Annotated in this window: 14 protein-coding genes and 2 pseudogenes; 3 read left to right on the top strand and 13 right to left on the bottom strand. The window is 59.1% G+C overall.

The window, feature by feature from the left end; translation table 11 throughout:
• Window positions 1-50 precede the first annotated feature (50 nt).
• A complete protein-coding gene (locus D8U73_RS26805; RefSeq protein ID WP_130906224.1) occupies window positions 51-983 on the bottom strand; it encodes an NAD-dependent epimerase/dehydratase family protein in 933 nt (310 codons plus the stop codon).
• Window positions 984-1,537: 554 nt separating this feature from the next.
• On the opposite strand from D8U73_RS26805, the gene D8U73_RS26800 reads away from it, so the two are divergent.
• A complete protein-coding gene (locus D8U73_RS26800) occupies window positions 1,538-2,944 on the top strand; it encodes a DUF2252 domain-containing protein (protein ID WP_130906223.1) in 1,407 nt (468 codons plus the stop codon).
• Window positions 2,945-3,160: 216 nt separating this feature from the next.
• Here D8U73_RS26800 and D8U73_RS26795 read toward each other — a convergent pair.
• The 6 genes and pseudogenes from D8U73_RS26795 to tssI form a co-directional block, all read right to left on the bottom strand.
• A pseudogene (locus tag D8U73_RS26795) lies at window positions 3,161-3,286 on the bottom strand (PAAR domain-containing protein); the annotation flags it as partial.
• The gene (locus D8U73_RS26790) at window positions 3,283-4,800 is read right to left on the bottom strand and encodes a DUF2875 family protein (RefSeq protein WP_241668551.1); all 1,518 of its coding nucleotides are present in this window, start codon (window positions 4,798-4,800) and stop codon (window positions 3,283-3,285) included. The pseudogene D8U73_RS26795 and the gene D8U73_RS26790, both read right to left, overlap by 4 nt.
• 40 nt (window positions 4,801-4,840) lie before the next feature.
• Entirely contained in the window at window positions 4,841-5,110 is a 270-nt protein-coding gene (locus D8U73_RS26785) for a PAAR domain-containing protein (protein WP_130906221.1), read from the bottom strand.
• Window positions 5,107-6,786, bottom strand: a complete 1,680-nt coding sequence (locus D8U73_RS26780; protein ID WP_130906220.1) for a DUF2875 family protein — start codon at window positions 6,784-6,786, stop codon at window positions 5,107-5,109. Before D8U73_RS26780 ends, D8U73_RS26785 begins: the two co-directional genes overlap by 4 nt.
• On the bottom strand, window positions 6,783-8,816 hold the full coding sequence (locus tag D8U73_RS26775; RefSeq protein ID WP_130906219.1) for a DUF3274 domain-containing protein: 2,034 nt from the start codon (window positions 8,814-8,816) through the stop codon (window positions 6,783-6,785). Before D8U73_RS26775 ends, D8U73_RS26780 begins: the two co-directional genes overlap by 4 nt.
• Before the next feature lie 202 nt (window positions 8,817-9,018).
• A pseudogene (gene tssI, locus D8U73_RS26770) lies at window positions 9,019-11,505 on the bottom strand (type VI secretion system tip protein TssI/VgrG); the annotation flags it as partial.
• Between the two features lie 541 nt (window positions 11,506-12,046).
• On the opposite strand from tssI, the gene D8U73_RS26765 reads away from it, so the two are divergent.
• Window positions 12,047-12,313, top strand: a complete 267-nt coding sequence (locus tag D8U73_RS26765) for a DUF6124 family protein (RefSeq protein ID WP_130906218.1) — start codon at window positions 12,047-12,049, stop codon at window positions 12,311-12,313.
• Window positions 12,314-12,413: 100 nt separating this feature from the next.
• Here D8U73_RS26765 and D8U73_RS26760 read toward each other — a convergent pair whose 3' ends face one another.
• Window positions 12,414-13,247, bottom strand: coding sequence for a phosphatase PAP2 family protein (locus D8U73_RS26760; protein ID WP_130906217.1), 834 nt, complete (start codon window positions 13,245-13,247; stop codon window positions 12,414-12,416).
• Window positions 13,244-13,915: a histidine phosphatase family protein gene (locus tag D8U73_RS26755; RefSeq protein ID WP_056854926.1), complete on the bottom strand. Its 672-nt coding sequence runs from the start codon at window positions 13,913-13,915 to the stop codon at window positions 13,244-13,246. The genes D8U73_RS26760 and D8U73_RS26755 overlap by 4 nt, the downstream gene beginning before the upstream one ends.
• A gap of 241 nt (window positions 13,916-14,156) precedes the next feature.
• Here D8U73_RS26755 and D8U73_RS26750 point away from each other — a divergent pair, with 241 nt between their 5' ends.
• Window positions 14,157-16,076 carry a methyl-accepting chemotaxis protein gene (locus D8U73_RS26750; protein ID WP_130906216.1) on the top strand — a complete coding sequence of 640 codons (1,920 nt, stop codon included), beginning with the start codon at window positions 14,157-14,159 and terminating at the stop codon, window positions 16,074-16,076.
• Window positions 16,077-16,195: 119 nt separating this feature from the next.
• Here the strand turns inward: D8U73_RS26750 and D8U73_RS26745 are convergent, their stop codons facing one another.
• The 4 genes from D8U73_RS26745 to D8U73_RS26730 all read right to left on the bottom strand — a co-directional run bounded on the left by D8U73_RS26745 (window position 16,196) and on the right by D8U73_RS26730 (window position 20,368).
• Window positions 16,196-16,564, bottom strand: a complete 369-nt coding sequence (locus tag D8U73_RS26745; RefSeq protein WP_130906215.1) for a glyoxalase superfamily protein — start codon at window positions 16,562-16,564, stop codon at window positions 16,196-16,198.
• Between the two features lie 122 nt (window positions 16,565-16,686).
• Complete coding sequence (locus D8U73_RS26740) at window positions 16,687-18,141, bottom strand: D-aminoacylase (RefSeq protein WP_130906214.1); 1,455 nt, start codon at window positions 18,139-18,141, stop codon at window positions 16,687-16,689.
• 1 nt (window position 18,142) lies between these two features.
• Window positions 18,143-19,003, bottom strand: a complete 861-nt coding sequence (locus D8U73_RS26735; protein WP_130906213.1) for a MurR/RpiR family transcriptional regulator — start codon at window positions 19,001-19,003, stop codon at window positions 18,143-18,145.
• 15 nt (window positions 19,004-19,018) lie between these two features.
• Window positions 19,019-20,368, bottom strand: a complete 1,350-nt coding sequence (locus D8U73_RS26730; protein ID WP_130906212.1) for a gluconate:H+ symporter — start codon at window positions 20,366-20,368, stop codon at window positions 19,019-19,021.
• Window positions 20,369-20,683: the final 315 nt, after the last annotated feature.

Genomic DNA, 20,683 nt, shown 5'->3' with positions numbered 1-20,683 from the left:
AAATGACGGATCAGTACTGCTTGAACTTCGGGCAGCTTAAGCCGACCGAGTTACAAACTGCGGATGAGTTGCGCTAGACCGTTGCCGATGGAAGTCGGTTCCGGAAGATCAAAGCGCTCGAGCAGGCGAGCATTATTGGCGCGCGAATGGCGAATGTCGCCTTGACGTGACGCCTGTTTGTTTACCGTCAAAGGATTGCCGGTGGCAACCCCCAGTTCAGCGATCAAATCATTGAGGCTGGTGGAACGGCTGAGGCCAATGTTCACCGCTCCAGGACGCGGCTCATTGGTCTCCACGGCTTGCAGCAGGATGCTCACCAGGTCCAGGACATAGACGAAGTCGCGGGTCTGCTCACCGTCACCGAAAATCGACACCGGCAGTTGCTTCAACGCCCGCTCGGTGAAAATGCTGATCACACCGGAGTACGGCGAGGACGGATCCTGGCGCGGGCCAAAGATGTTGAAGAAGCGCAGGATCACCGGCTCCAGGCCGTGTTCACGGCGATAGAAGTCCAGGTAATGCTCACTGGACAACTTGTCGCTGGCATAGGGTGTGAGTGGCGATTTTGGCGTGTCTTCGTCGATCGCCGAACCTTCGCCGTTGTTGCCGTAAATGGCAGCACTGGAGGCGAACACGACGCGCTTGATACCGGCCTTCAACATGCTTTCACAAACGTTGATCGTGCCGACGAAATTGCTTTGGTGTGTACCGACCGGATCATCCACCGACGCTTGCACCGAAGCCACCGCCGCCAAATGAACGACGGCACTGCAATCGCGCATCGCTTGGGCCACTGCGGCACTGTCTGCGACATCGCCAACCACCAGGTTCAGGTTGGCATTGTCCATCGGCAGGTTACTGACTTTGCCGGTCGACAAGTTATCCAGCACTCGAACCTTGTAACCCTTGGCCAGCAACGCTTCTACAAGGTGCGATCCAATGAATCCCGCTCCGCCAGTAACCAGTACGCGCTCAACGAACATGAAATTTCTTCCTGAAGATTCAAGCGGACGCTCCTTTTTGAAGCCCGCTGACGGTGTAGGCATTTGTATCGTACTGCGGTTGCGAACCATGGGGAACTGCCCAGTCACCACCGACATTTTTATGGCGCAAGGCCATCAAAACGCGGCAGATAATGGGAGATCCCACGGACACTGTCAATAGCTTGTCTACTTTGCCGCCGTACGGCAAATAAAAGCGCGATTCCGTCATTTTATTGACGACGCAAATCGGATCCATTCGGACAAACATACCCACCCGCTCGCGCGAATCAGCCAAACGTCACAGCAAATGGTGCCGCAGCCTGTTCAATGGCACCGACGACATGTGTTGCCTGTTCTCGATACTGAGGATAACGCGCAATCACCACCTCAACAGCGGCGAGCATTCTCTGAATGCGCTCCCTCGGCTTTTCGATTTCGCAGTTTTGTGCAAACTCAACAAAAATACAGGCGCCTAAAGCGCAGAATGATTATTTTGCAAAAAGCCCTTCTACACTCAATCGGCAAAGCCACTCTCCCCCGCCGAACGAGCCCACATGAGCCTCCTCAAAGACCGTTTCAAACAAGGCAGAGATGCGCGCAAGAAATGCCCCCGCAGTGCCCACGCGACGTCGGGCAAAGCCAAGCGCGATCCGATTCCGCTGATCAAGGCATCGAGTGAGGGGCGGATCAAGTCGCTGGTGGAGTTGCGTTACGGGCGCATGCTGGAGTCGCCGTTCACCTTTTACCGTGGCAACGCGCTGTTGCAGGCGCATGACCTGGCAGACACGCCTGATATGGGATTGGTCGCGCCGATCTGTGGTGATAGTCACCTGATGAACTTCGGTGGTTTCGCCACACCCGAACGCAACCTGCTGTTCAGCGTCAATGACTTTGATGAAGTTCATCCAGGGCCATGGGAGTGGGATGTAAAGCGTCTGGCCACAAGTTTTGTGGTGGCCGCCCGCGACTTGCGCCACGGCAAATCGGTCGAAGATTCGATCTGTCATGAGCTGCTGGGGGCCTATCAGGAGACCATGCTCGAGTGCGCCGAACAAAGCACCCTGGAGACCTGGTACGAGGCCATCACCTACGGCGATTTGCGTGAACAGGCGAGCAAAAACACCCTGGAACACGTGCAACGTGCCATCGACAAAGCCGAACATCGTACCCATGCCGAACTGCTGCCGAAAATCAGCGAACGCGATAACCACGGTCGCCTGATCATTCGCGATGATTTGCCGGAAATCTTTCACCTGCACAACAACACCACGTTGCTGGATGCCGACGATGACTGGTTGCGACTGTCTGACTGGCGACCGTTGTTCGACACGTTCATGCGCGACTACCGCGGCACGCTGCAAGCCGACCGCCGTGAATTGTTGTCACGCTTCACCGCTCAAGACATGACGTTCAAAGTGGTGGGTGTCGGCAGTGTCGGCACCCGTTGCATGGTGGCGCTGTTGACCGACGAACAGCAATTCCCGCTGTTCCTGCAATTCAAGGAAGCACGCCGTTCCGTCCTCGCCGATTACGTGAGAGCCAAGTCGCGGGTCCGCCATGAGGGGCAGCGCGTGGTCGACGGTCAGCGCTTGATGCAATCGGCCAGCGATCTGTTCCTTGGCTGGACCACCGGCCCCAGCGGTCGTCACTTTTACGTGCGTCAGTTACGCGACATGAAGGTTTCGGCCGAACTCGAAACATTTGATGCAGAGGCTTTCGCAGCCTACGGTCGACTTTGCGGTCGCGCCCTGGCCCGCGCCCATGCCAAATCGTCCGGATACGCCGCGCAGATCAGCGGCTACATCGGCAAGGGCGAGGCGCTGGCCGATGCGCTTTACAAATATGCCCAAGGCTATACCGAACAGAACGAGCGCGACTTCGAGGTTTTCCAGCAGGCCTGCCGCAAGGGTCGTTTGCGTGCGCGATCGGAAGCCGATTTTGCGGCGGATCATTTGCCCTGACCGTCCAGAGATGTCTGGCCCGTGGCGTTCCTCCAGATGAACTTTTCTTCACCCCGCCTCGAAGCCACAACCTGTACATTGGCCTCGCTCATTCAAGAAACTACGGTTTGCCCGCCCTCCCGCGGGCTTTTTTTTGTTTGATCAAATGAAGCTGGCAGCACCTGACCATCCTGATGCGTCACAGTGGTTACGACCTAACCTACCCGCACATGCCGAGCATTTGGCCTTGTCGCCCACCACCGCCGGGGTTTTTCCATTGAGGGTATGCGTGCCTTCGAGCTGGCAGGAAATCACGGTGCCGCCACTGCTGGTGGCGTCGCCCAGGCAGATGGGATGGCTCATGTTCTGGGTACGCCGCCGTTAGGGGCGCCGAACTTGAACGGGTCGGCACCTCGGTTCTCACGGTTCTTGGCTTTGCGCGCTTCGTCCGGTGGGCGGATCATTTGCACGGTCAGGCTGCCGTCCTGCCCGGCGTAGACCACTGCGCTGGCGCCGCCATCCAGGTAGCTGGCAATGGTCGCCAGGTTGATTTGCACCAGCGCGCCACTGACCCCGGTATTGCCCAGGCGCCGCCCGATGTCGTAACCCTCGTCGACATTGCCCAACTCGATACCGTGGCCGTCGGTATTCAGGCCATGCAAGGCAATGGTCAGGGCAATTTCAGCGTCCCGATTGTCGGTGGTGTCGTAGAACACCCGGACCGGTTTCTTCCCTTCAGGCAACGTATCCAAAGCTTGCAGCCAGCCTGCCTGCAGGGCTTTGGCCTGCAACGCCGGTTTGAGCCGCTGGCCGTGTTCATCCTGCATCGAGACCTTGATCGGTCGGTGCAAGTAACCCAGTACCGGCGCAGCGTCGAACTCTTTGACCTGATGCTGCGCCCAGCGGATGGGTAGCCATGGGGAGGGTTGAAATTCTCCCGGCCCGCGGTTGCTGATGGTTTGCCAGAGGGTGGGGAGTTGGGATTGCCAGTAGGCGGTGGACATGGTGCCGGGGGCTAAGGGATCTTGAGCGCCTTTGGCACGCTCCGCCTCTTCGTACACATCTAAAAACTCTCGGGATTGCTTCCAGTAAAACGCCCACAGCTTGCCCAAATCTGTGTCTTTGTTCTGGTTGTCCTCACGCTCATGGGTGGCATAACGACGGATATATCGATCCACCCGATCTGAGCGGGTGACCAACAGCCCGGCCATGCTTTCGTAGACGGTGGGGACGACATGACCATTCTGCAATCCCGGAGTGCCTGGTACGCGCAAGCCGTTTCGCGTGACATCGCCGTCTTCGCTCACGATCAAGGCCAGGGGCACTTGGGGGTTGTCATCAAAGAACTGGAACAAGCGCTCGATCATGCCCTGGGCATGGGTCGTATTCTCCGCGTCCTGCCACAAAAACAGCGTGACACCAAGCGTGGCGGCATTGCGCCCGCTGAGAATATTGCTTGCGGCCCCGGTATCTGAAGGTTGCTTGGGCGGCGCGATGGAAAATACAGGAATTGGCCAATACGCCGCCGACTCGCCTGCCGAATGCTTGAATGAAACACGGATTTTGATATTTCTACTGATCTCTCTGAAGTCCAATGAGTCGGTGTAGTCCTTGGGGTCTCGTGAGTAAATCGAAGCAAAATTGTCGTTTTTCTTTTTAATGGATTGCCAGATTTCAGATTGATGATCCTGATAAATCCCGAGCCCCACGCCTCGTATTTCCAGGGCATAAGTACGCGCTTGGGTGGCCTGCCGCTCGGCGATTTGTTTCATGACGTCGGCTTTGTAGGCGGCCAGCCCCGCCCGTTCACTGGCCACGGCTTTCCCCCACCAGTGAACGCTGAAAACCAGCAGCAATGGACCTAGAATTGCTGCCATACCCCAGCGCATTACCGGGTTCATGTCACGAAGTTCCACGTCAGATAACTCGTACGTTCAAAGCATTGCTTGCCAAGGCATGACAACCGCAGGCCAGCAGATGCCCCTGCAATACGACCGGAATGCCGTTCATACGCCGGCGCGGATGCCCTTCGACGAAGGCAAACTCGCCCAGATGCAGCGGACACTTGGCCTTATCGCCCAACACCGCCGGAGTTTTTCCATTGAAGGTATGCGTGCCTTCAAGCTGGCAGGAAACCACGGTGCCGCCGCTGCTGGTGGCATCGCCCAGGCAGATGGGATGGCTCATGGTTTGTTTCCCGGCATACGAAACCTGAACGGGTCGGCGCCGTGGGTTTGCTGGTTTTTCGCTTTGCGGGCTTCGTCCGGCGGGCGGACCATTTGCACGGTGACGCTGCCGTCCTCGCCGGTGTACACCACCGCGCTGACGCCGCCCTCTTGATAGCTGGCAATCGTGGCGAGGTTGATTTCGACCAGGGCGCTGCTGACGCCGGTGTTGCCCAGGCGCCGTCCGATGTCATAGCCCTCGTCGACATTGCCTAACGCGAGGCCGGTTCCATCGACATTGAGACCGTGCAACGCAATGGTCAGGGCGATCTCGCCAGGGGTGTTGTCGGTGCTGTCGTAAAAAACCCGTGCCGGTTTTTCACCTTTGGGCAGGGTTTCCAGTGCCTGCAGCCAACCTGCTTGCAGGGCTTTGGCCTGTAATGCGGGTTTGAGCGGTTTGCCGTTTTCGTCACGCATCGGGACTTTGATCGGGCGGTGCAGGTATCCCAACACCGGGGCTTTATCGAACTCCTTGACCTGATGCTCGGCCCAGCGCACCGGTAGCCATGCGGAGGGTTCGAAATGGCCGGGGCCTCGGTTGCTCAGGGTTTGCCAGAGGGTGGGGAGTTGGGATTGCCAGTAGGTGGAGGACATGGTGGTAATAGGGAGAATAAAGCCTGTATTGCCTTTGGCACGTTCAGCATCCTCGTACACCTTTCTAAACAGCGGCGAATGCTTCCAGTAAAACGCCCACAACTTGCCCATGTCGGTGTTCGTGTTCTGGTTGTCCTCGGAATCGTGCGTAGCAAAGGGACGGATATAGCGGTCTACCCGATCCGAACGGGTGAGCAGCAGACCAGTCATACTTTCGTATACCATTGGCACGGCATGGACATTTTGTAGACCTGGTGTGCCGGCCACACGAAGACCACTTCGGGTCACATCACCATCCTCGCTCACAATCAATGCTTGCGGTACCTGTGGATTGTCATCAAAGAACTTGTACAGCCGCTCGATCATGTTTTGGGCATGCGGGGTATTGTCCGCGTCTTGCCAGAGAAACAGCGTCACGCCCAGGGTGGCGGCATTGCGTCCATCTGAAATATTTGCGGCGGCCCCAACGTTTTCCGGCTGCTTAGGCGGTGCGATTGCAAACACGGGGATCGGCCAATAAGCCACCGAGTCGCTGGCCGCATGCGTAAAAGCGACACGGGTATTGATTCTCGCCGTGATTCTCCGAGAGTTAACAGAGGCATCGTAATGCTTGGGGTTTTGCGAATAGATCGAAGTAAAATTGTTGTTGGTCTTTTTGATTTCTCGCCAAATTGAAGATTGATGCCAATTATCAACGGCAAGCCCCGTACCCCGTATTTCCAGCGCATAGGTACGCTCCTGGGTAGCGATGTGCTCGGCTCTTTCGGCCATGACTTTTGATTTGTAGGCCTTGAGTTCTGCTTCTTCGTAAGCTACGGCCTTACCAAACCAGTGCCCGCTGTAGGTCAACACTAACGCGCCGAAAATACTTGCTATTCCCTTAAGCATCACGGTGCTCATATCCCCCAACTCCTTGTTTTCAGCCTGTGCTGTGTAGATGATGACGAGTAAAAAACCCAGCCAAATAGCTGTCAGTATCCCCGTAGTCCAGAGATAGCCTTTCAGCTTCGGCCGCTGTGATTTGTCCTGCCGGCGATCTCTCATTGAGACACTCCTTTTCTCGGAACGGGCAAAACCAAACTTGGCGGCGTCAACGACACGAGAGCCGTAGAGGGAAATTCACCTTCGTCGTAATACAAATAACTGGCCTTGACCAAGGCTTGAGCCTCAGTGCTCAGTCGCGACCAACCTTCCATCTGCATGACTTCATCAACGAACCGCTTTTTGTCCATCTTCCAATCCGCAATCGCCACCAACACCTCCCGCATCACCGGATCATCCAGACACCTGGCCTGCCCAATCGCAATGTCCATCGCCGTCACCCAGCGATGGTTCTCCGGGCTGCGCAATACCGCCGAGTGATAGCTGTTGTCAGTCCATTCCTTCTGGTCAACCTGCATGCGTGCACGGATTTCGTTCGGGGTTTCCTCACGGTAGATGCGGTAGTGGTCCTTACGATTGAGCATCGGGTTGCCGGACACCGGCGTCTGGCGCAGGGCCCGGGTCTGGTCGTCGGGTTCTTTGCCGTGATTCCAGCGAACAAGCCCATCGTCCAGGTCGAGTCGCTGGTCACTGTTGGTCACATAAATCCATTTGAAAGTGGCACCGGGGTTGCCCAATGCCGCGTTTTGCGACACCGCATCCGGTCGATCCTTTCCGGCCTGATGGCTAGACCCCGTCACGGCTTCGCCGCCAAACATCTGCGGCGCATGGGGTGGATGCAGTTGTTCGGCATTGATGGTGCGTTGCTGGCCTTTGCGGATTCCGGTTTGCGAGGCTAGCGCTGCGACCGAGCCGCCACCGGGATAGCGCGGCTCGCCTTCGACGCGGGTGAAGTCCGCCTGCGGCGGCTTGCCCACCAGTACCGGCTCACCATCACGCAGGCGCCTGGTCCACAGGCGTTGGTAGAAGCCCATAGATTGCAGCGCGGTCATGGCCGGTTGGCCATCGGGCAACGCGTCCGGCACGCCGTACGTGCCGATGCCTTGCACATCATCCAGTGCTACGGTGGTGTCGTCCGGGCAGAAATACAGATAAACCTTGCCGCGGTTGTCGCGCTCGGGAAACACCAGGGTGTTCCCGTCTGCGCCCAGACGCTCGCCTTGTTCGGGTGACCAGCGCGGCCCCGTGCGACCGCCATAACCCGGTACGCCATAGCGCACGGCGCTGAGGGGCGGTTGCGTATGGGGGGATTGAGTGGTGTGTTGCACGATGTCGAACAGAGTTTGCAGGGTCTGCGAATTTTTCGGAGTCGCACTCGGCAGTACCGAGTAGGGCGAGGCCACCATGATTGCGCAGTCGGCACAGCGTTCACCGCGATCCACCAACATGGCCTGGGCGAGCAAGGTGATCAGCGTGCCCTGGCTGTGCCCCATGATGGTGATGGTTTCATCGGGTGAGACGCGGCGAATCTCGCTGACCAGCATCGCCAGCCGGGTCGCGGCCAGCACGAAATACCGACGATGCGGCGCCTTGCCCATGTACAGGGAGTTAGGCATGGTCGGTTGAACCCAATGGCGCAGCCATTTGCCGAACCCTTCTTCGTACATTTCCGGCAAATTGTTGGTGGCGTTGGCGAAAAATCCGCCGCCTTTGGCGAAGTGACGGTCCAGACGGTTGTCGAATCTGTCCAGGAATTGATCGCGCAAGCGGGCCGGATCGCCATTTTTATCGCGTTTGATTTCGCCGGGTTCGGCCCGGTAGCCCCAATAAAACGGAATCAACAGGCTGCGGGTCTTGGGGGCCTCTGTATCGCGCTGGTAAAGATAAGTATCCGGATCGTCGAGTATTTGCCCCTCGTTGTCCTTCCATTCCTTCCTGGGCGTACTGTTAGCCTCGTTGTACTTGGCCCCATACCGCCCCGACTTCAGATCCTGCCGATCCAGCCGCTCGTTAACCCCTTGGCACAACCCGATTTCCACCGACTCGTAGGATGCCCCGGGGTCATTCACGCCGTGCAGGAAAATCACCACACCAGGCAGGTCTCGCGGCACCGCAATGTTGCGATCCGTCGATCTATTGGGCAGCAAACGACTCGTGCCGGTGGCGATCACTGTGTTGTCCGTATGGCTCATGCTTTCGATATCCTTTTGAAATCATGTTTCTGTGTCGATCACTGGGTCGACACTTTGCTTAGCTTCCGTCGGTACGGTTGTCTGATCCGATGCTGAGGTCAGAAGGGCCTGCTGAGTCGGCCCCGACACTGTTCGGGGCCGGGTTTGCTGCCTGTTGGGATGAATGGCGAAAAACCTCGAGATTGGCGAGTAGCATCTCTGTTCGCTGGAGCAACTCGGTTAAACCCTCGGCACCTGTGATGCCTTGCACCAGGCTGCCGTCCTCCAGGGCGATTTTGTAGGGTTGGCCTTGAACGATGGCGCCTGGATCATCTTCGTAGTGCAGTCGATGCCGTTGGTCCGCACCGTCCCGACCGAAAACTGGAATGGCAGCACTGTCGGTTTTCGGCCCCACCCAGTCATGCTCGCCGGCATGCACAATCGCCTTGCCCTGCGTACCGATCTCGACGCCGCCACCGATCCTGATGTAGCTGCCGTCATCGGCCACCAGGCGGATGGTGGGGGCGGTGATGAGCACTTCGCCTTCGGCCGCCGACAGGTGCAGGTTCTTTTGCGCGTTGAGCACCATGTCGTCGTCCTGGGCCTGCACCAACACCTTGCCGCGATTGGCGATGGCGCTGATGCCCTCGTCCTGGGCGAAGGCGCTGATGCCTTTGCCGGCTTGCAGGCGCATGGCCGCGCCGCTGCTCAGCTGCAAATGGTCCTGGGCGGTGGTGTCATGGTTTTCACCGGCGTAGTGCACCTGCGAGCGCGGCGTGGCACTGGCAATGCCGGCTTCAGCCGCTATCGCGACCACCGGCTCGCCCGGACTATTGCTGTCGGGGGCCGGCCATTGACTCAACGACTGGCGCAACGCCTCGATGCCCTGGGTGTCGATCTTCGGGCTGCCACGGGCAGCGGCGGTCTGGCCGAGGGCCTGGAACAGTTCGCCGCACTCGGCCAACAGCTTGAGCAGTTCTTCGCGGTCCAGTTGTGAGCCCTGCGCATCGTGGCGAGCGTAGGTGGTCAACAACAGCCCTTGGGCCGCCCGCAGGGCAATCGCGGCATCGCTGCGCAGTTCGGCGCCCTGGCCGCGTGGCTGGGCCTTGCCGTCGGTGCGCGGGGTGACGAGCTTGCCCAGGTTCAGCGCGGTGGCCTGATGGGTCGTGCCCAGTCGGGCGCGCAGCGCGCCGGGTGTATCGTCGAAGAGCAATTCGTTGAAGCCCTTGCCCTGGTGTTCCCGGGTCTGGATCCCGGATAAGGTTCGATTGCCCGGCAACCCCGTGGCGTTACTGAAGTGCGGCGGAAAATGGTCGGCGTTGTAGAGCACCGACGTCACCAGCGGCCGGTCGATGTCGCCGCCGAGGAACGTCACCAGCACTTCCTGACCGATGCGCGGCAAAAACTGGTGGCCGAAGCCGGCGCCGCCACTGGGCATGGCAACCCTTAGCCAGGTGGTGCCTTGTGCGGCATCCTGTCGACGCTGCCAATGAAAGCGAACCTGCACACGCGCCAGCTCGTCGGTGAAAACCTCCTCACCTTCCGGACCCACGACAATGGCAGTGAGCGGCCCGGAAATCGTCGGTCGCGGGGTAATGATCGGTGGGCGAAAGGCAATCTTGTGGCGGATGCAGACGAAACGGTTGTCGTAGTTCGCCGGTTGATCCGTCAGATAGTTGTTGCGGCCTTGGTGCTCCACCTTGATCAGGAGGAACTGGCGATCATCCACGGGATCAGCATCGTGATCGAAGTGCTGGGTCAGTTCGAAGGTGTAACCCGGCAGCAGGGCGCGACAGTTGCTGGCGCCCTCAAACGTCTTGCCTTGCACTTCCATGGCTTCGAGTCGATGACGCACCAGCGCTTCGCCCTCTGCGGGCATACCGTGGCTGTAATGACCGGGAAAGTCGTAGATCTCATAGGCAGGCACATCGCCCTGGACGTTGAGGCTGGGCATGCTGACCGGCAGCGGATTGCGCGGTTGCCGGTAGTCGAAGGTCTGGATGGCCATCTGGCCGGACTGCAAAACCCGCTGGCTGCTCCAGCGGGTGATCGAGTCGGCGGTCTCGGTGACCGCCGCGCTGTGGTAGCGGATCCGCGGTTGTTGTATCAACGGCTCAAGGTTGCGGGAGTGGTCAGTGATGATCAGGCAGTGTTCTTCCTTCGTGTGAGCGAAGTAGAAGAACAGCCCTTCACGTTCCAGCAGGCGCAAGACGAAATCCAGATCGCTCTCGCGGTACTGGGTGATGTAGCTGTGGGACTTGAGCGGCTGCTCCAGACGGAACTCAAACCTGGGCAGCACGCCATAGTGGGCGAACACCGTGCGCAGAATGTCTTCGATGCTCTGCTCTTGAAAGATCCGCGAGTCGACGCGTCGGGACAGCATCCACAGCCAGGGGCTCAAGGTGGCTGAATAACAAGCCAAACCACCATCGCTTTTCTGCAGGCTGAACCGACTGATGTAGCCGTGAATGTAGCGCGCCTCGCCAGTCGCCAATTCAATGTCGAGCAGTGCGGGTTGCCCGATCAATGACTTGAGTTCCAGGCGGGCATCCTGACTGAGCAGCGACAACTCGAAACTGAATAACGTCGACAAACTCTCAGTACCGGAAAAGCTTTCGAGCAGCAGTTCTTGCTGGCCCGGCACCGGGGATGTGAACCTGATGAGACGCCGGTTCTGTGGCGAGAATATTTTTGTCAGTTCCATTAACAAACTTCCTGCGTCCTGAACAACCGGTGTTCGCCAACCGTAGCGCTCCTGCTACTGGCGAACCCCAAACACGGGAATTAAGAGGCTTTCGAAATAGTTTGTATGTAAGACGCTTCCTTTTTTACGAATTCTGAACGACGGATGTGAACGCGAAGGCTATGCCAAGGCGTATCTGAACATTGAGGGACGATGGCAGGATCACGCCTCGGGTGACGCGTCCTACAGACGCTCAGAATGAGCTGAAAAATCCCACAGGTTTTTCAGGTTGGCGGTCGGAAGTGGGCGCTCTAGTCTTTTGTTGTCGCTGAAAAAATCAGTGATCGGGTGTGAGATCCCCGGCAATAAGTATGCATCTAGAGTCAGTACCTCCATAATTGGCGCCAGCTAATCTGCTGCCAGTAAAAACGTTATGGCGGCTGTGTGCGGGCAGACTTCGGTCTGGCCGGGTGCCTACTACCGGTGATCTCACTCTGCACATAGCTGCCACCTCTTCGCCGCTTGAGATCCGGCGAGTGATGGCTCCAATTCCAGTAGGAGTTTTCACATGGATAAGTTAGTCCCCGATCCGCCCTTCGAAACCGAAAAGCCCTACAGCCCAAGCCCTTTCTTCACAGTCCTTCCGGACATCAGCACCGAAAACCTCCTCGTCCACGCCTGTGAGTCATTGGCCTCAGCCAGTGTCATGACCAATGATTTCGCCACCTTCCTGACCGGCACTCAGCGCAACACCGCATTGGCCATCGCGCAGATCATCATGCTGGCGGAACTGGCGGTAAACCGGGCGCTGGATAACGTTGATCCGCAGGTATAAATCTGCGCCACCGCATTATTGTTCGTGCACAAAAGCTGCGAACGGCATCAATCCAATGTGGGAGCAACGTCGCTCCCACATTGGAGCTGTGCGAACCGTCTCAACCAACAGGCTGAGACTCAGCCACCACTCTCGGTTCTTCGACCTTTTGCAGCACCGGCATCTCCAGTCGCGCCCGCCCATAAAACGCCAGCGCCGTCAGCAGGCAGGCGAGCCACACAACTATCCCGGCCCAGAACGTGTGGGACATGTAGTGCCAGCCCTGCAGCACCCGCGTGGTGCCGTAGACGAATCCCAGCGCCAGCGAGCCGTACAGGATTGCCTTGGAATAACGCCAGCGATAACGCCGTGCCACGAAGTACAACGCCAGCAGGGTGAAGCCCCCCGAAGCATGCCCGCCCGGCCAGCAGCGACCGTCACCGGCGACCTTCAGCAAATCGAAGTTTTCGTACCACTCCTTGTGCTCGATCTTGCCGCCGTACTGGGTGGTTTCAATGGGGCAATACACACTGGTGTGGCCCTTGAGGTAGTGGATCAAACCGGTGCTGATGGAAAACGCGAACACTATGTAGAGAAAATCCCGTCGATGCTTGCTGGCAAACCGCAGCACTGCCGCGACTTTTATTTTTTCCAGAAACGCGATGATCTTCGGATGTTTTTCCGCCTTCAGGCGCGGCCAGAGGAACGACAGCAAGGCGCCCACGATGGCGATCTCGCCGGTCCAGTTCGGAATGATCCGTGCCCATTTATGCGTGATCTTTTCGAACAGATGCACATGGTCCAACGGGAATGTTTGCGTTACCGGATCAAAGAAAAGATTGCTGAAGGCGATGTCGATGCGGGTCAGATCGAACGTCAGGAACACCAGAACTGCACAGGCCAGCGGGATACCGAAGTTGACCGCATAAAAGCGATAACGGGAGAGTGAATTCATTGGATTGTCACCGAGCGCCAGTCCGAAGCATCGATCAGGCCGAGCATGCGTGGCGCTTGATGTTCTGCCGCAGTGATGAACAGCGAGGCGCCGTAACCCGGGGTGGCGTTCGGCTGTTTGAGGTCTTTCTCCAGTTGCACCATGCATTCGCTGTGCGTCACCAGTATCAGATTGCGCCCCGCGACTTTGTGCGCCAGCGCATCGCGCAACATGGAACCCTTGCAGTCGACCAGCCAGTCGTCACCGCTGCTGACCTTGTTGAACATGTAGCCGGCCGTTTGCGCCGTGCGCAGTACCGGGCTGTTGTAGATGTCAGCGCTGTCGAGCCCCAACTGGGCGAACCGCGCACCGACGGCCAGCGCAACGCTGCGCGAACGATCGGTAATACCATCGTTACCCATCAGGCAAGCGGCGCGGGAGTGATCGCAGCGTTCGACATGGCGTACAAGCACAATCAGGTCACCCCTGGCCCACTCCGACAGCATCGCCCGGGCACCGGCGACATTGCCGTGAGCCAGGTCCGGCACGGCGGCCGGCCGTAACAGAAACACCGTGAGGGGGATCACCAACAGCGCCGAGGCCAGTACCACCGCGGCATTGCGATAACGGGCAAAACCGCTCAAATCGATCGAGCGGTTTATTCCGAACAGATTCAGTCTCAATTCCACATCAAGCCGCCTCGCTGGCATGCAACCTTTGATTCAATGCGGCGAAGGTAAATAGATTGGCGTCGGCAGCCGGTGAAACGCATGTGAAAAAAACCTTGTTACACGATCCCTCCGACAAAATCCTTTCAGCTCTCGCGATGGCTGCCGATACAGTCCGTCTACACCGCATGCTGGCCCCCAAAAACAACAATCTTCCAGCCAACCGACGATCGAGAAACATTACGTTCCTGGAGGAATTTTGATGAATAGCTGGTTCGGCAATATCAGCGTGAACCTGAAACTGGGCCTGGGGTTTGGCCTGGTACTGGCCTTGACCTGCGTGCTCGCCCTCACCGGCTGGACCAGCCTGGGCAGCCTGATTGACCGCAGCAACTGGATGAGCGACATCACCCAGCTCAACGCCGGCCTGACGAAGCTGCGCGTGGTGCGCCTGCAATACATGCTGGCCAACGGTGACGAAACCACCGCACAAAATGTGCAAACCACCCTCGACGCGTTTTCCGCTCAACAGCAAGCTTTGCTGGTCAAATTCAAGAGCCCGGAGAATCTCAAGCTGCTCAGGGAGCAAGGTACTGTCATCGATGCCTACAAGACGTCCCTGAACAAAATGCGCGACGCTTATCGCGCTGGCAACAGTGCGCGCGACGTCATGACCACGAATGCCGAAACGGCCAGCACGCTGATCAACGACATCAACATCCGCGTACAACAAATGCCGTCGAGCGAGCAACGCTTCGAACAGTTCCAGGCCATCACCGCCGCCAAAGAAGCCTTCCTCCTGGCCCGCTACGAAGTGCGTGGCTACACCGCCACCTCCAACGCCGAGACCGAGCAAAAAGCGGTCGTCCAACTCGACTCCGCGATCGCCAGCGTGAAGTCCCTCAATGCACACTTCGCCGACGCGCAACCAGATGAACTGCGTCGACTGGAAACGGCACTCGGCAACTACCGCAACGCCTTGCAGGCCTACAAAACCGCGAACAGCGATATCGTGCAAGCGCGCAAGGAAATGACCGACCAGGGCGCAGCCATCGTCAGCCTGAGCGAGCAGCTGTATCAGATCCAGCTTGACCGTCGTGATGCCGAAAGCGCCAAGGCCCGCACCCTGCAGCTGGTCAGCACGCTACTGGCATTGCTGGTGGGCATCATTGCCGCGGTGCTGATTACCCGGCAGATCACCGGCCCACTGCGCGACACCCTGGCGGTGGTCGATCGCATTGCCAGTGGCGACCTGTCCCAGGACGTCAAGGTCACCCGCCGCGACGAACTCGGGGTTTTGCAACAGGGCATCGCACGCATGGGCGTGACCCTGCGCGATTTGATCAGTGGCATCCGCGACGGCGTCACCCAGATTGCCAGCGCCGCCGAAGAGTTGTCGGCCGTCACCGAGCAAACCAGCGCCGGGGTCAACAGTCAGAAAATCGAGACAGATCAGGTCGCCACCGCAATGCACGAGATGACGGCCACCGTGCAGGAAGTCGCGCGCAATGCCGAGCAAGCCTCACAAGCGGCTGCGGCCGCCGATGGCGAAGCCCGCGAAGGTGACAAAGTGGTGGGCGAGGCCATTGCCCAGATCGAGCGACTGGCCAACGAAGTGCTGCGCTCGACCGAAGCCATGAGCGTGCTGCAACAGGAAAGCGACAAGATCGGCAGCGTCATGGACGTGATCAAGGCCGTGGCCGAACAGACCAACCTGCTGGCGCTCAACGCCGCGATTGAAGCGGCCCGCGCCGGTGAAGCCGGGCGTGGTTTTGCCGTGGTGGCCGACGAAGTCCGTGGCCTGGCCCAGCGCACGCAGAAATCCACCGAAGAAATCGAAGGCCTGGTGGCCGGCCTGCAGAACGGCACCCAGCAAGTGGCTGCGGTGATGAACAACAGCCGCACTCTGACTGACAGCAGCGTCGCGCTGACGCGCAAGGCCGGCGCATCACTGGAAAACATCACCCGCACGGTGTCGAACATCCAGTCGATGAACCAACAGATTGCCGCCGCTGCCGAACAGCAAAGCGCCGTGGCCGAAGAGATCAGCCGCAGCATCATCAACGTGCGCGACGTCTCCGAACAAACCGCTGCGGCCAGCGATGAAACCGCCGCCTCCAGTGTTGAACTGGCACGATTGGGCATTCAATTGCAGGCGATGGTGAGCCACTTCCGCGTTTGACGCCGGGTCAGCGCTGAATCAAAGATCCATTCGCGAGCAAGCTCGCTCCCACAGGTTCAGTGAGCAACCTGTGGGAGCGAGCTTGCTCGCGATGGGGATCTATCTGTCACTGAACATTTTCAAACACTGATCGCATTGGTAAACACCAACCGATTGCCAAACGGATCGGTCACGGTCATGTCCTGGCTGCCCCAGGGCATGGCCTGGATGTGAGGGCGGGCGAAGGTGTATTCCTTGGCCAGCAGTTGTTGCTGGAAGGTTTCCAGTTCATCGGTTTCGATGCGCAGGGCCGAGCCCGGTGTCGCGTCGCCGTGGTGTTCGGACAGGTGCAATACGCATTCACCGCGGGAGACTTGCAGGTACAGCGGGAAGTTGGCTTCAAAGCGGTGTTGCCAGTCGATCTTGAATCCGAGGAAGTCGACGTAGAATTCAACTGCCTTTGTTTCGTCGAAGATCCGCAGGATCGGGGTGGTTTTGCCGAAGCTCATCGAGTTGCTCCCAGACAGAAATAGCCCACAGTGTAGCCGGGCTGTACGTCAGCAATTCGGCTTGTTGAGGGCATTCTTTAATCTCAATGTGCCATCACTGTGACGCACTGCTCGAATTGTCTTTAAAACCCGTCGCGCAAGTCACCTTCCCGCGCCAGAAACCGCCCTTCACGTCGCCCGTTGGCTTGACCGTCCCGGTAACTCAGGACTCCATTGATCCACACCCCTTCAATGCCTTCGGCCGCCCGTTGAGGATCGTTAAAGTCGGCGACATCGCGAATGGTCGCGGCGTCGAACAGCACCAGGTCCGCCCAATGGCCCTGACGAATCTCGCCGCGCGCCTTCAAGCCGAATCGCGCCGCCGACAACCCGGTCATTTTGTGCACGGCGGTGTGCAGCGGGAACAGGCCTACGTCGCGACTGAAATGTCCGAGCACCCGCGGGAACGCCCCCCACAACCGAGGGTGCGGGAACGGGTCTTCCGGCAAGCCGTCGGAGCCAACCATCGACAGTGGATGGGCGAGAATTCTGCGCACGTCGGCCTCGTCCATCCCGTAATACACCGCACCCGCCGGTTGCAGTTGCCGGGCAGCTTCGTGCAACGACAGGTTCCACTCGGCGGCGATGTCGATCAAGTCACGCCCGCCCATTTCCGGGTGCGGCGTCGACCAGGTAATGGTGATGCGATGGGCATCGGTAACTTGCTTGAGATCCAGCGTCGAAGAGCTCGCGGCATAGGGATAGCAATCGCAACCCACTGGATGGGTTTTGGCGGCCTGTTCGAGTGATGCAAGCAGTTGCGGACTGCGGCCCCAGTTGCCGGCGCCTGCACATTTGAGGTGGGAAATGATCACCGGCGATTTCGCGTGGCGGCCAATCTGGAATGCCTCGTCCATGGCCTCCAGCACCGGTTCGAACTCGCTGCGCAAATGGGTGGTGTAGACCGCACCGAACGCCGTCAGCTCTTCGGTCAATTGCATGACTTCGTCGGTGGAAGCCGAGAAGGCGCTGGCGTAGGCCAGGCCGGTGGACAAACCCAACGCACCGGCTTGCAGGCTCTCGCGCAGTTGCTCGCGCATCGCGGCAATTTCATTTGGCGTTGCCGTGCGAAACAGGTCATCAAGGTGATTGCTGCGCAACGCGGTATGCCCGACCAATGCCGCGACGTTCAACGTGGTGTTCGCCGCTTCGACCGCCGCGCGGTAGTCGCTGAATGTCGGATAGACAAACGCGGCCGCGCTGCCGAGCAGGTTCATCGGGTCCGGTGGATCAGCGCGCAAACTCACCGGCGAGGCGCTGATCCCGCAGTTGCCGACGATCACCGTGGTCACGCCCTGGCTGAGCTTGGGCAACATCTGCGGTTGGCGGATCACCACCGTGTCATCGTGGGTATGCACGTCAATGAAACCTGGTGCCAAAACCATGCCCGCCGCGTCGATCTCTTCACGGGCGCGGGCGTCATGCAAGTCGCCGATGCGCTCGATGCGCCCGTTCAGGATCGCCACGTCAGCCGGGTAACCGGGGCTGTTGCTGCCGTCGATGACCAGGGCATTGCGGATCAGCGTGTCGTACATCATGTCAGTCTCCCAGCGGCAGGTGATCGTTGCCGCCGCGGTAATCGTCCAGGGCGAGTTTGATCCGCCGCAGACGCTCTTGATTGTCTTGAGGATTGGCCAGTGCGAGTTCGGTGGCAAGCACATCAATGGCCAGCAGCATGCCGTAGCGTGCCGCCGTGGGCTTATAGATGAATGAAGTTTCGGCGCTTTGCAGCGGCAGGACGATGTCCGCCAATTGTGCCAACGGCGAATCGCTGCGGGTGATGGCCAGGACGCGTGCGCCGTAGTTGCGTGCCAGTTCTACCGTTTCGACCAGCTCCGGCGTGATCCCGGTCAGCGAACAAACGATCAGCACATGGTCGGGGCTCAGGCTGGCCGCGGTGACCCGCATCATCACCGCGTCGTGGCACACCGCAATCGGGTAACCGAGGCGCACCAGGCGCACTTGCAATTCATCGCTGCACAAGGTCGAGCAGCCGCCCATGCCGAACGCGTGAATCATCCGCGCCTTGCCCAGCAGTTTGACGGCATCGGTAAAACGCGACTCGTCAAAGGCTGCCAGGTGCTGGCGCAAGGTCGATTCGATATCACCGACGATCTGTCCGTAAAACGCCGACTGATCCGGTGTGCCCGCCGGGTCGAGAAACCGGCTGCCGACGCCGTTGGCCTGGGCCAGTTGCAAGCGCAGGTCACGCAAGTCCTTGCAGCCGACCGTGCGGGCAAACCGCGACAAGGTGGCGGTGCTCACCTCCGCCCGCTGAGCCAGCTCATCGAGACTGGCGGACGCGGCGAACCCTACGTCGTCGAGCATCAGCCGGGCGATGCGACCTTCGCCGGCACTGAAGGAGTCCTGACGGGCGCGGATCTGGTAGAGGATGTCCATGACGGGCGACTCCGGTTAAATCAGGTAAGAAAGGCCAACGGTCAGACCAAAAGCGACGAGCGAGATCAATGTCTCAAGCACGGTCCAGGTCTTGAAGGTCTGGGTGACGGTCATGTTGAAGTATTCCTTGATCAACCAGAAGCCACCGTCGTTGACGTGGGAAAAAATCACCGAACCCGCGCCGGTGGCCAGCACCAGCAACTCCGGATGCGGATAACCCAGGCCGATAGCCACCGGCGCCACCACGCCCGAGGCAGTGGTCATGGCCACGGTGGCAGAACCTGTGGCGATGCGCATCAGTGCGGCGAACAACCAGCCCATCAACAGCGGTGACAAATGGAATTCATGGGCCAGGCCGACGATCTGGTCGGTGACGCCGGCGTCCACCAGAATCCGGTTCAGGCCGCCACCGGCACCCACCAGCAGGGTAATGCTGGCGGTCGGCGCCAAACATTCGTTGGTGAACTTGAGGATCGATTCGCGGTTGAACCCTTGGGCCAGACCGAGGGTCCAGAAGCTCAACAAAGTTGCCAGCAACAGCGCGATCACCGAGTTGCCGATGAACAGCAGGAACTGGTTGAAACCCGTACCCGGCGTGGAAATCAGGTTGGCCCAGCCGCCGATCAGCATCAACACCACCGGCAACAGAATGGTCGCCATGGTGACGCCGAAACCCGGCAGGCTGTCGCGCGGTTCGCGTTCGAGGAACTGGCGCTCCAGCGGGTTCTCCGCCGGCAGCTGGATGCGCGGCACAATGAATTTGGCGTACAGGGGACCTGCGATGATCGCCGTCGGAATGCCGACCGCAATCGCGTAGAGCAAGGTCTGCCCCACCGACGCCTGATACACCTGCACCGCCAGCATCGCCGCCGGGTGCGGCGGCACCAGCGCGTGGACCACCGAGAGCCCGGCCACCATCGGCAAGCCGACCATCAGGATCGACACGCCGACCCGTCGCGCTACGGTGAATGCAATCGGCACCAGCAACACAAAACCGACTTCGAAGAACAGCGGCAATCCCACCAGGAACGCGATGCAAACCATTGCCCAGTGCGCGTTCTTCTCGCCAAAACGGTCGATCAAGGTCCGCGCCACCTGCTCGGCGCCGCCGGACTCGGCCATCATCTTGCCGAGCATCGTACCCAGCGCTACCACCAGCGCGATGTGCCCCAGGGTCTTGCCGACGCCGGCCTCATACGCCCCCACCACACCCGACGGCGGCATGCCTGCCACCAGCGCGAGGCCGATGGAAATCAGGGTGATGACAATGAACGGATTAAGCCGGTAACGGGCGATCAGAACGATCAGAGCAATGATGGCGATGGCGGCATACACCAGCAGCCAATAGCCGAAGGACAGGGTCATGCGCTACTCCTCGAGAGGGTCACGTCGAAATATTTGTGAAACTCATAAAACATTTCGAGGCGCGATTATCAAACGAGGTGAAATTAATTTTCGTGAAGAGGTAAGAAGTGTCGCTCACGGATATGTCGTGTCGCGAATAATGAAAATCGGGCAGTTGGATTTTCATGACCCGGCTGATCGTTCCCACACTCTGCGTGGGAATGCAGCCCGGGACACTCTGCGTCCACTGCGAAGCCGAACGCGGAGCGTCCGAAAAGGCATTCCCACGCGGAGCATGGGAACGATCACAGGCGGGTCTCAGTCGTGATGAACCCG

This window comes from Pseudomonas sp. Sample_22 (assembly GCF_004307635.1).
Lineage (GTDB): Bacteria > Pseudomonadota > Gammaproteobacteria > Pseudomonadales > Pseudomonadaceae > Aquipseudomonas.
The sequence above is the reverse complement of the archived record's forward strand: the minus strand, read 5'-3'. Positions and strand labels throughout refer to the sequence as shown.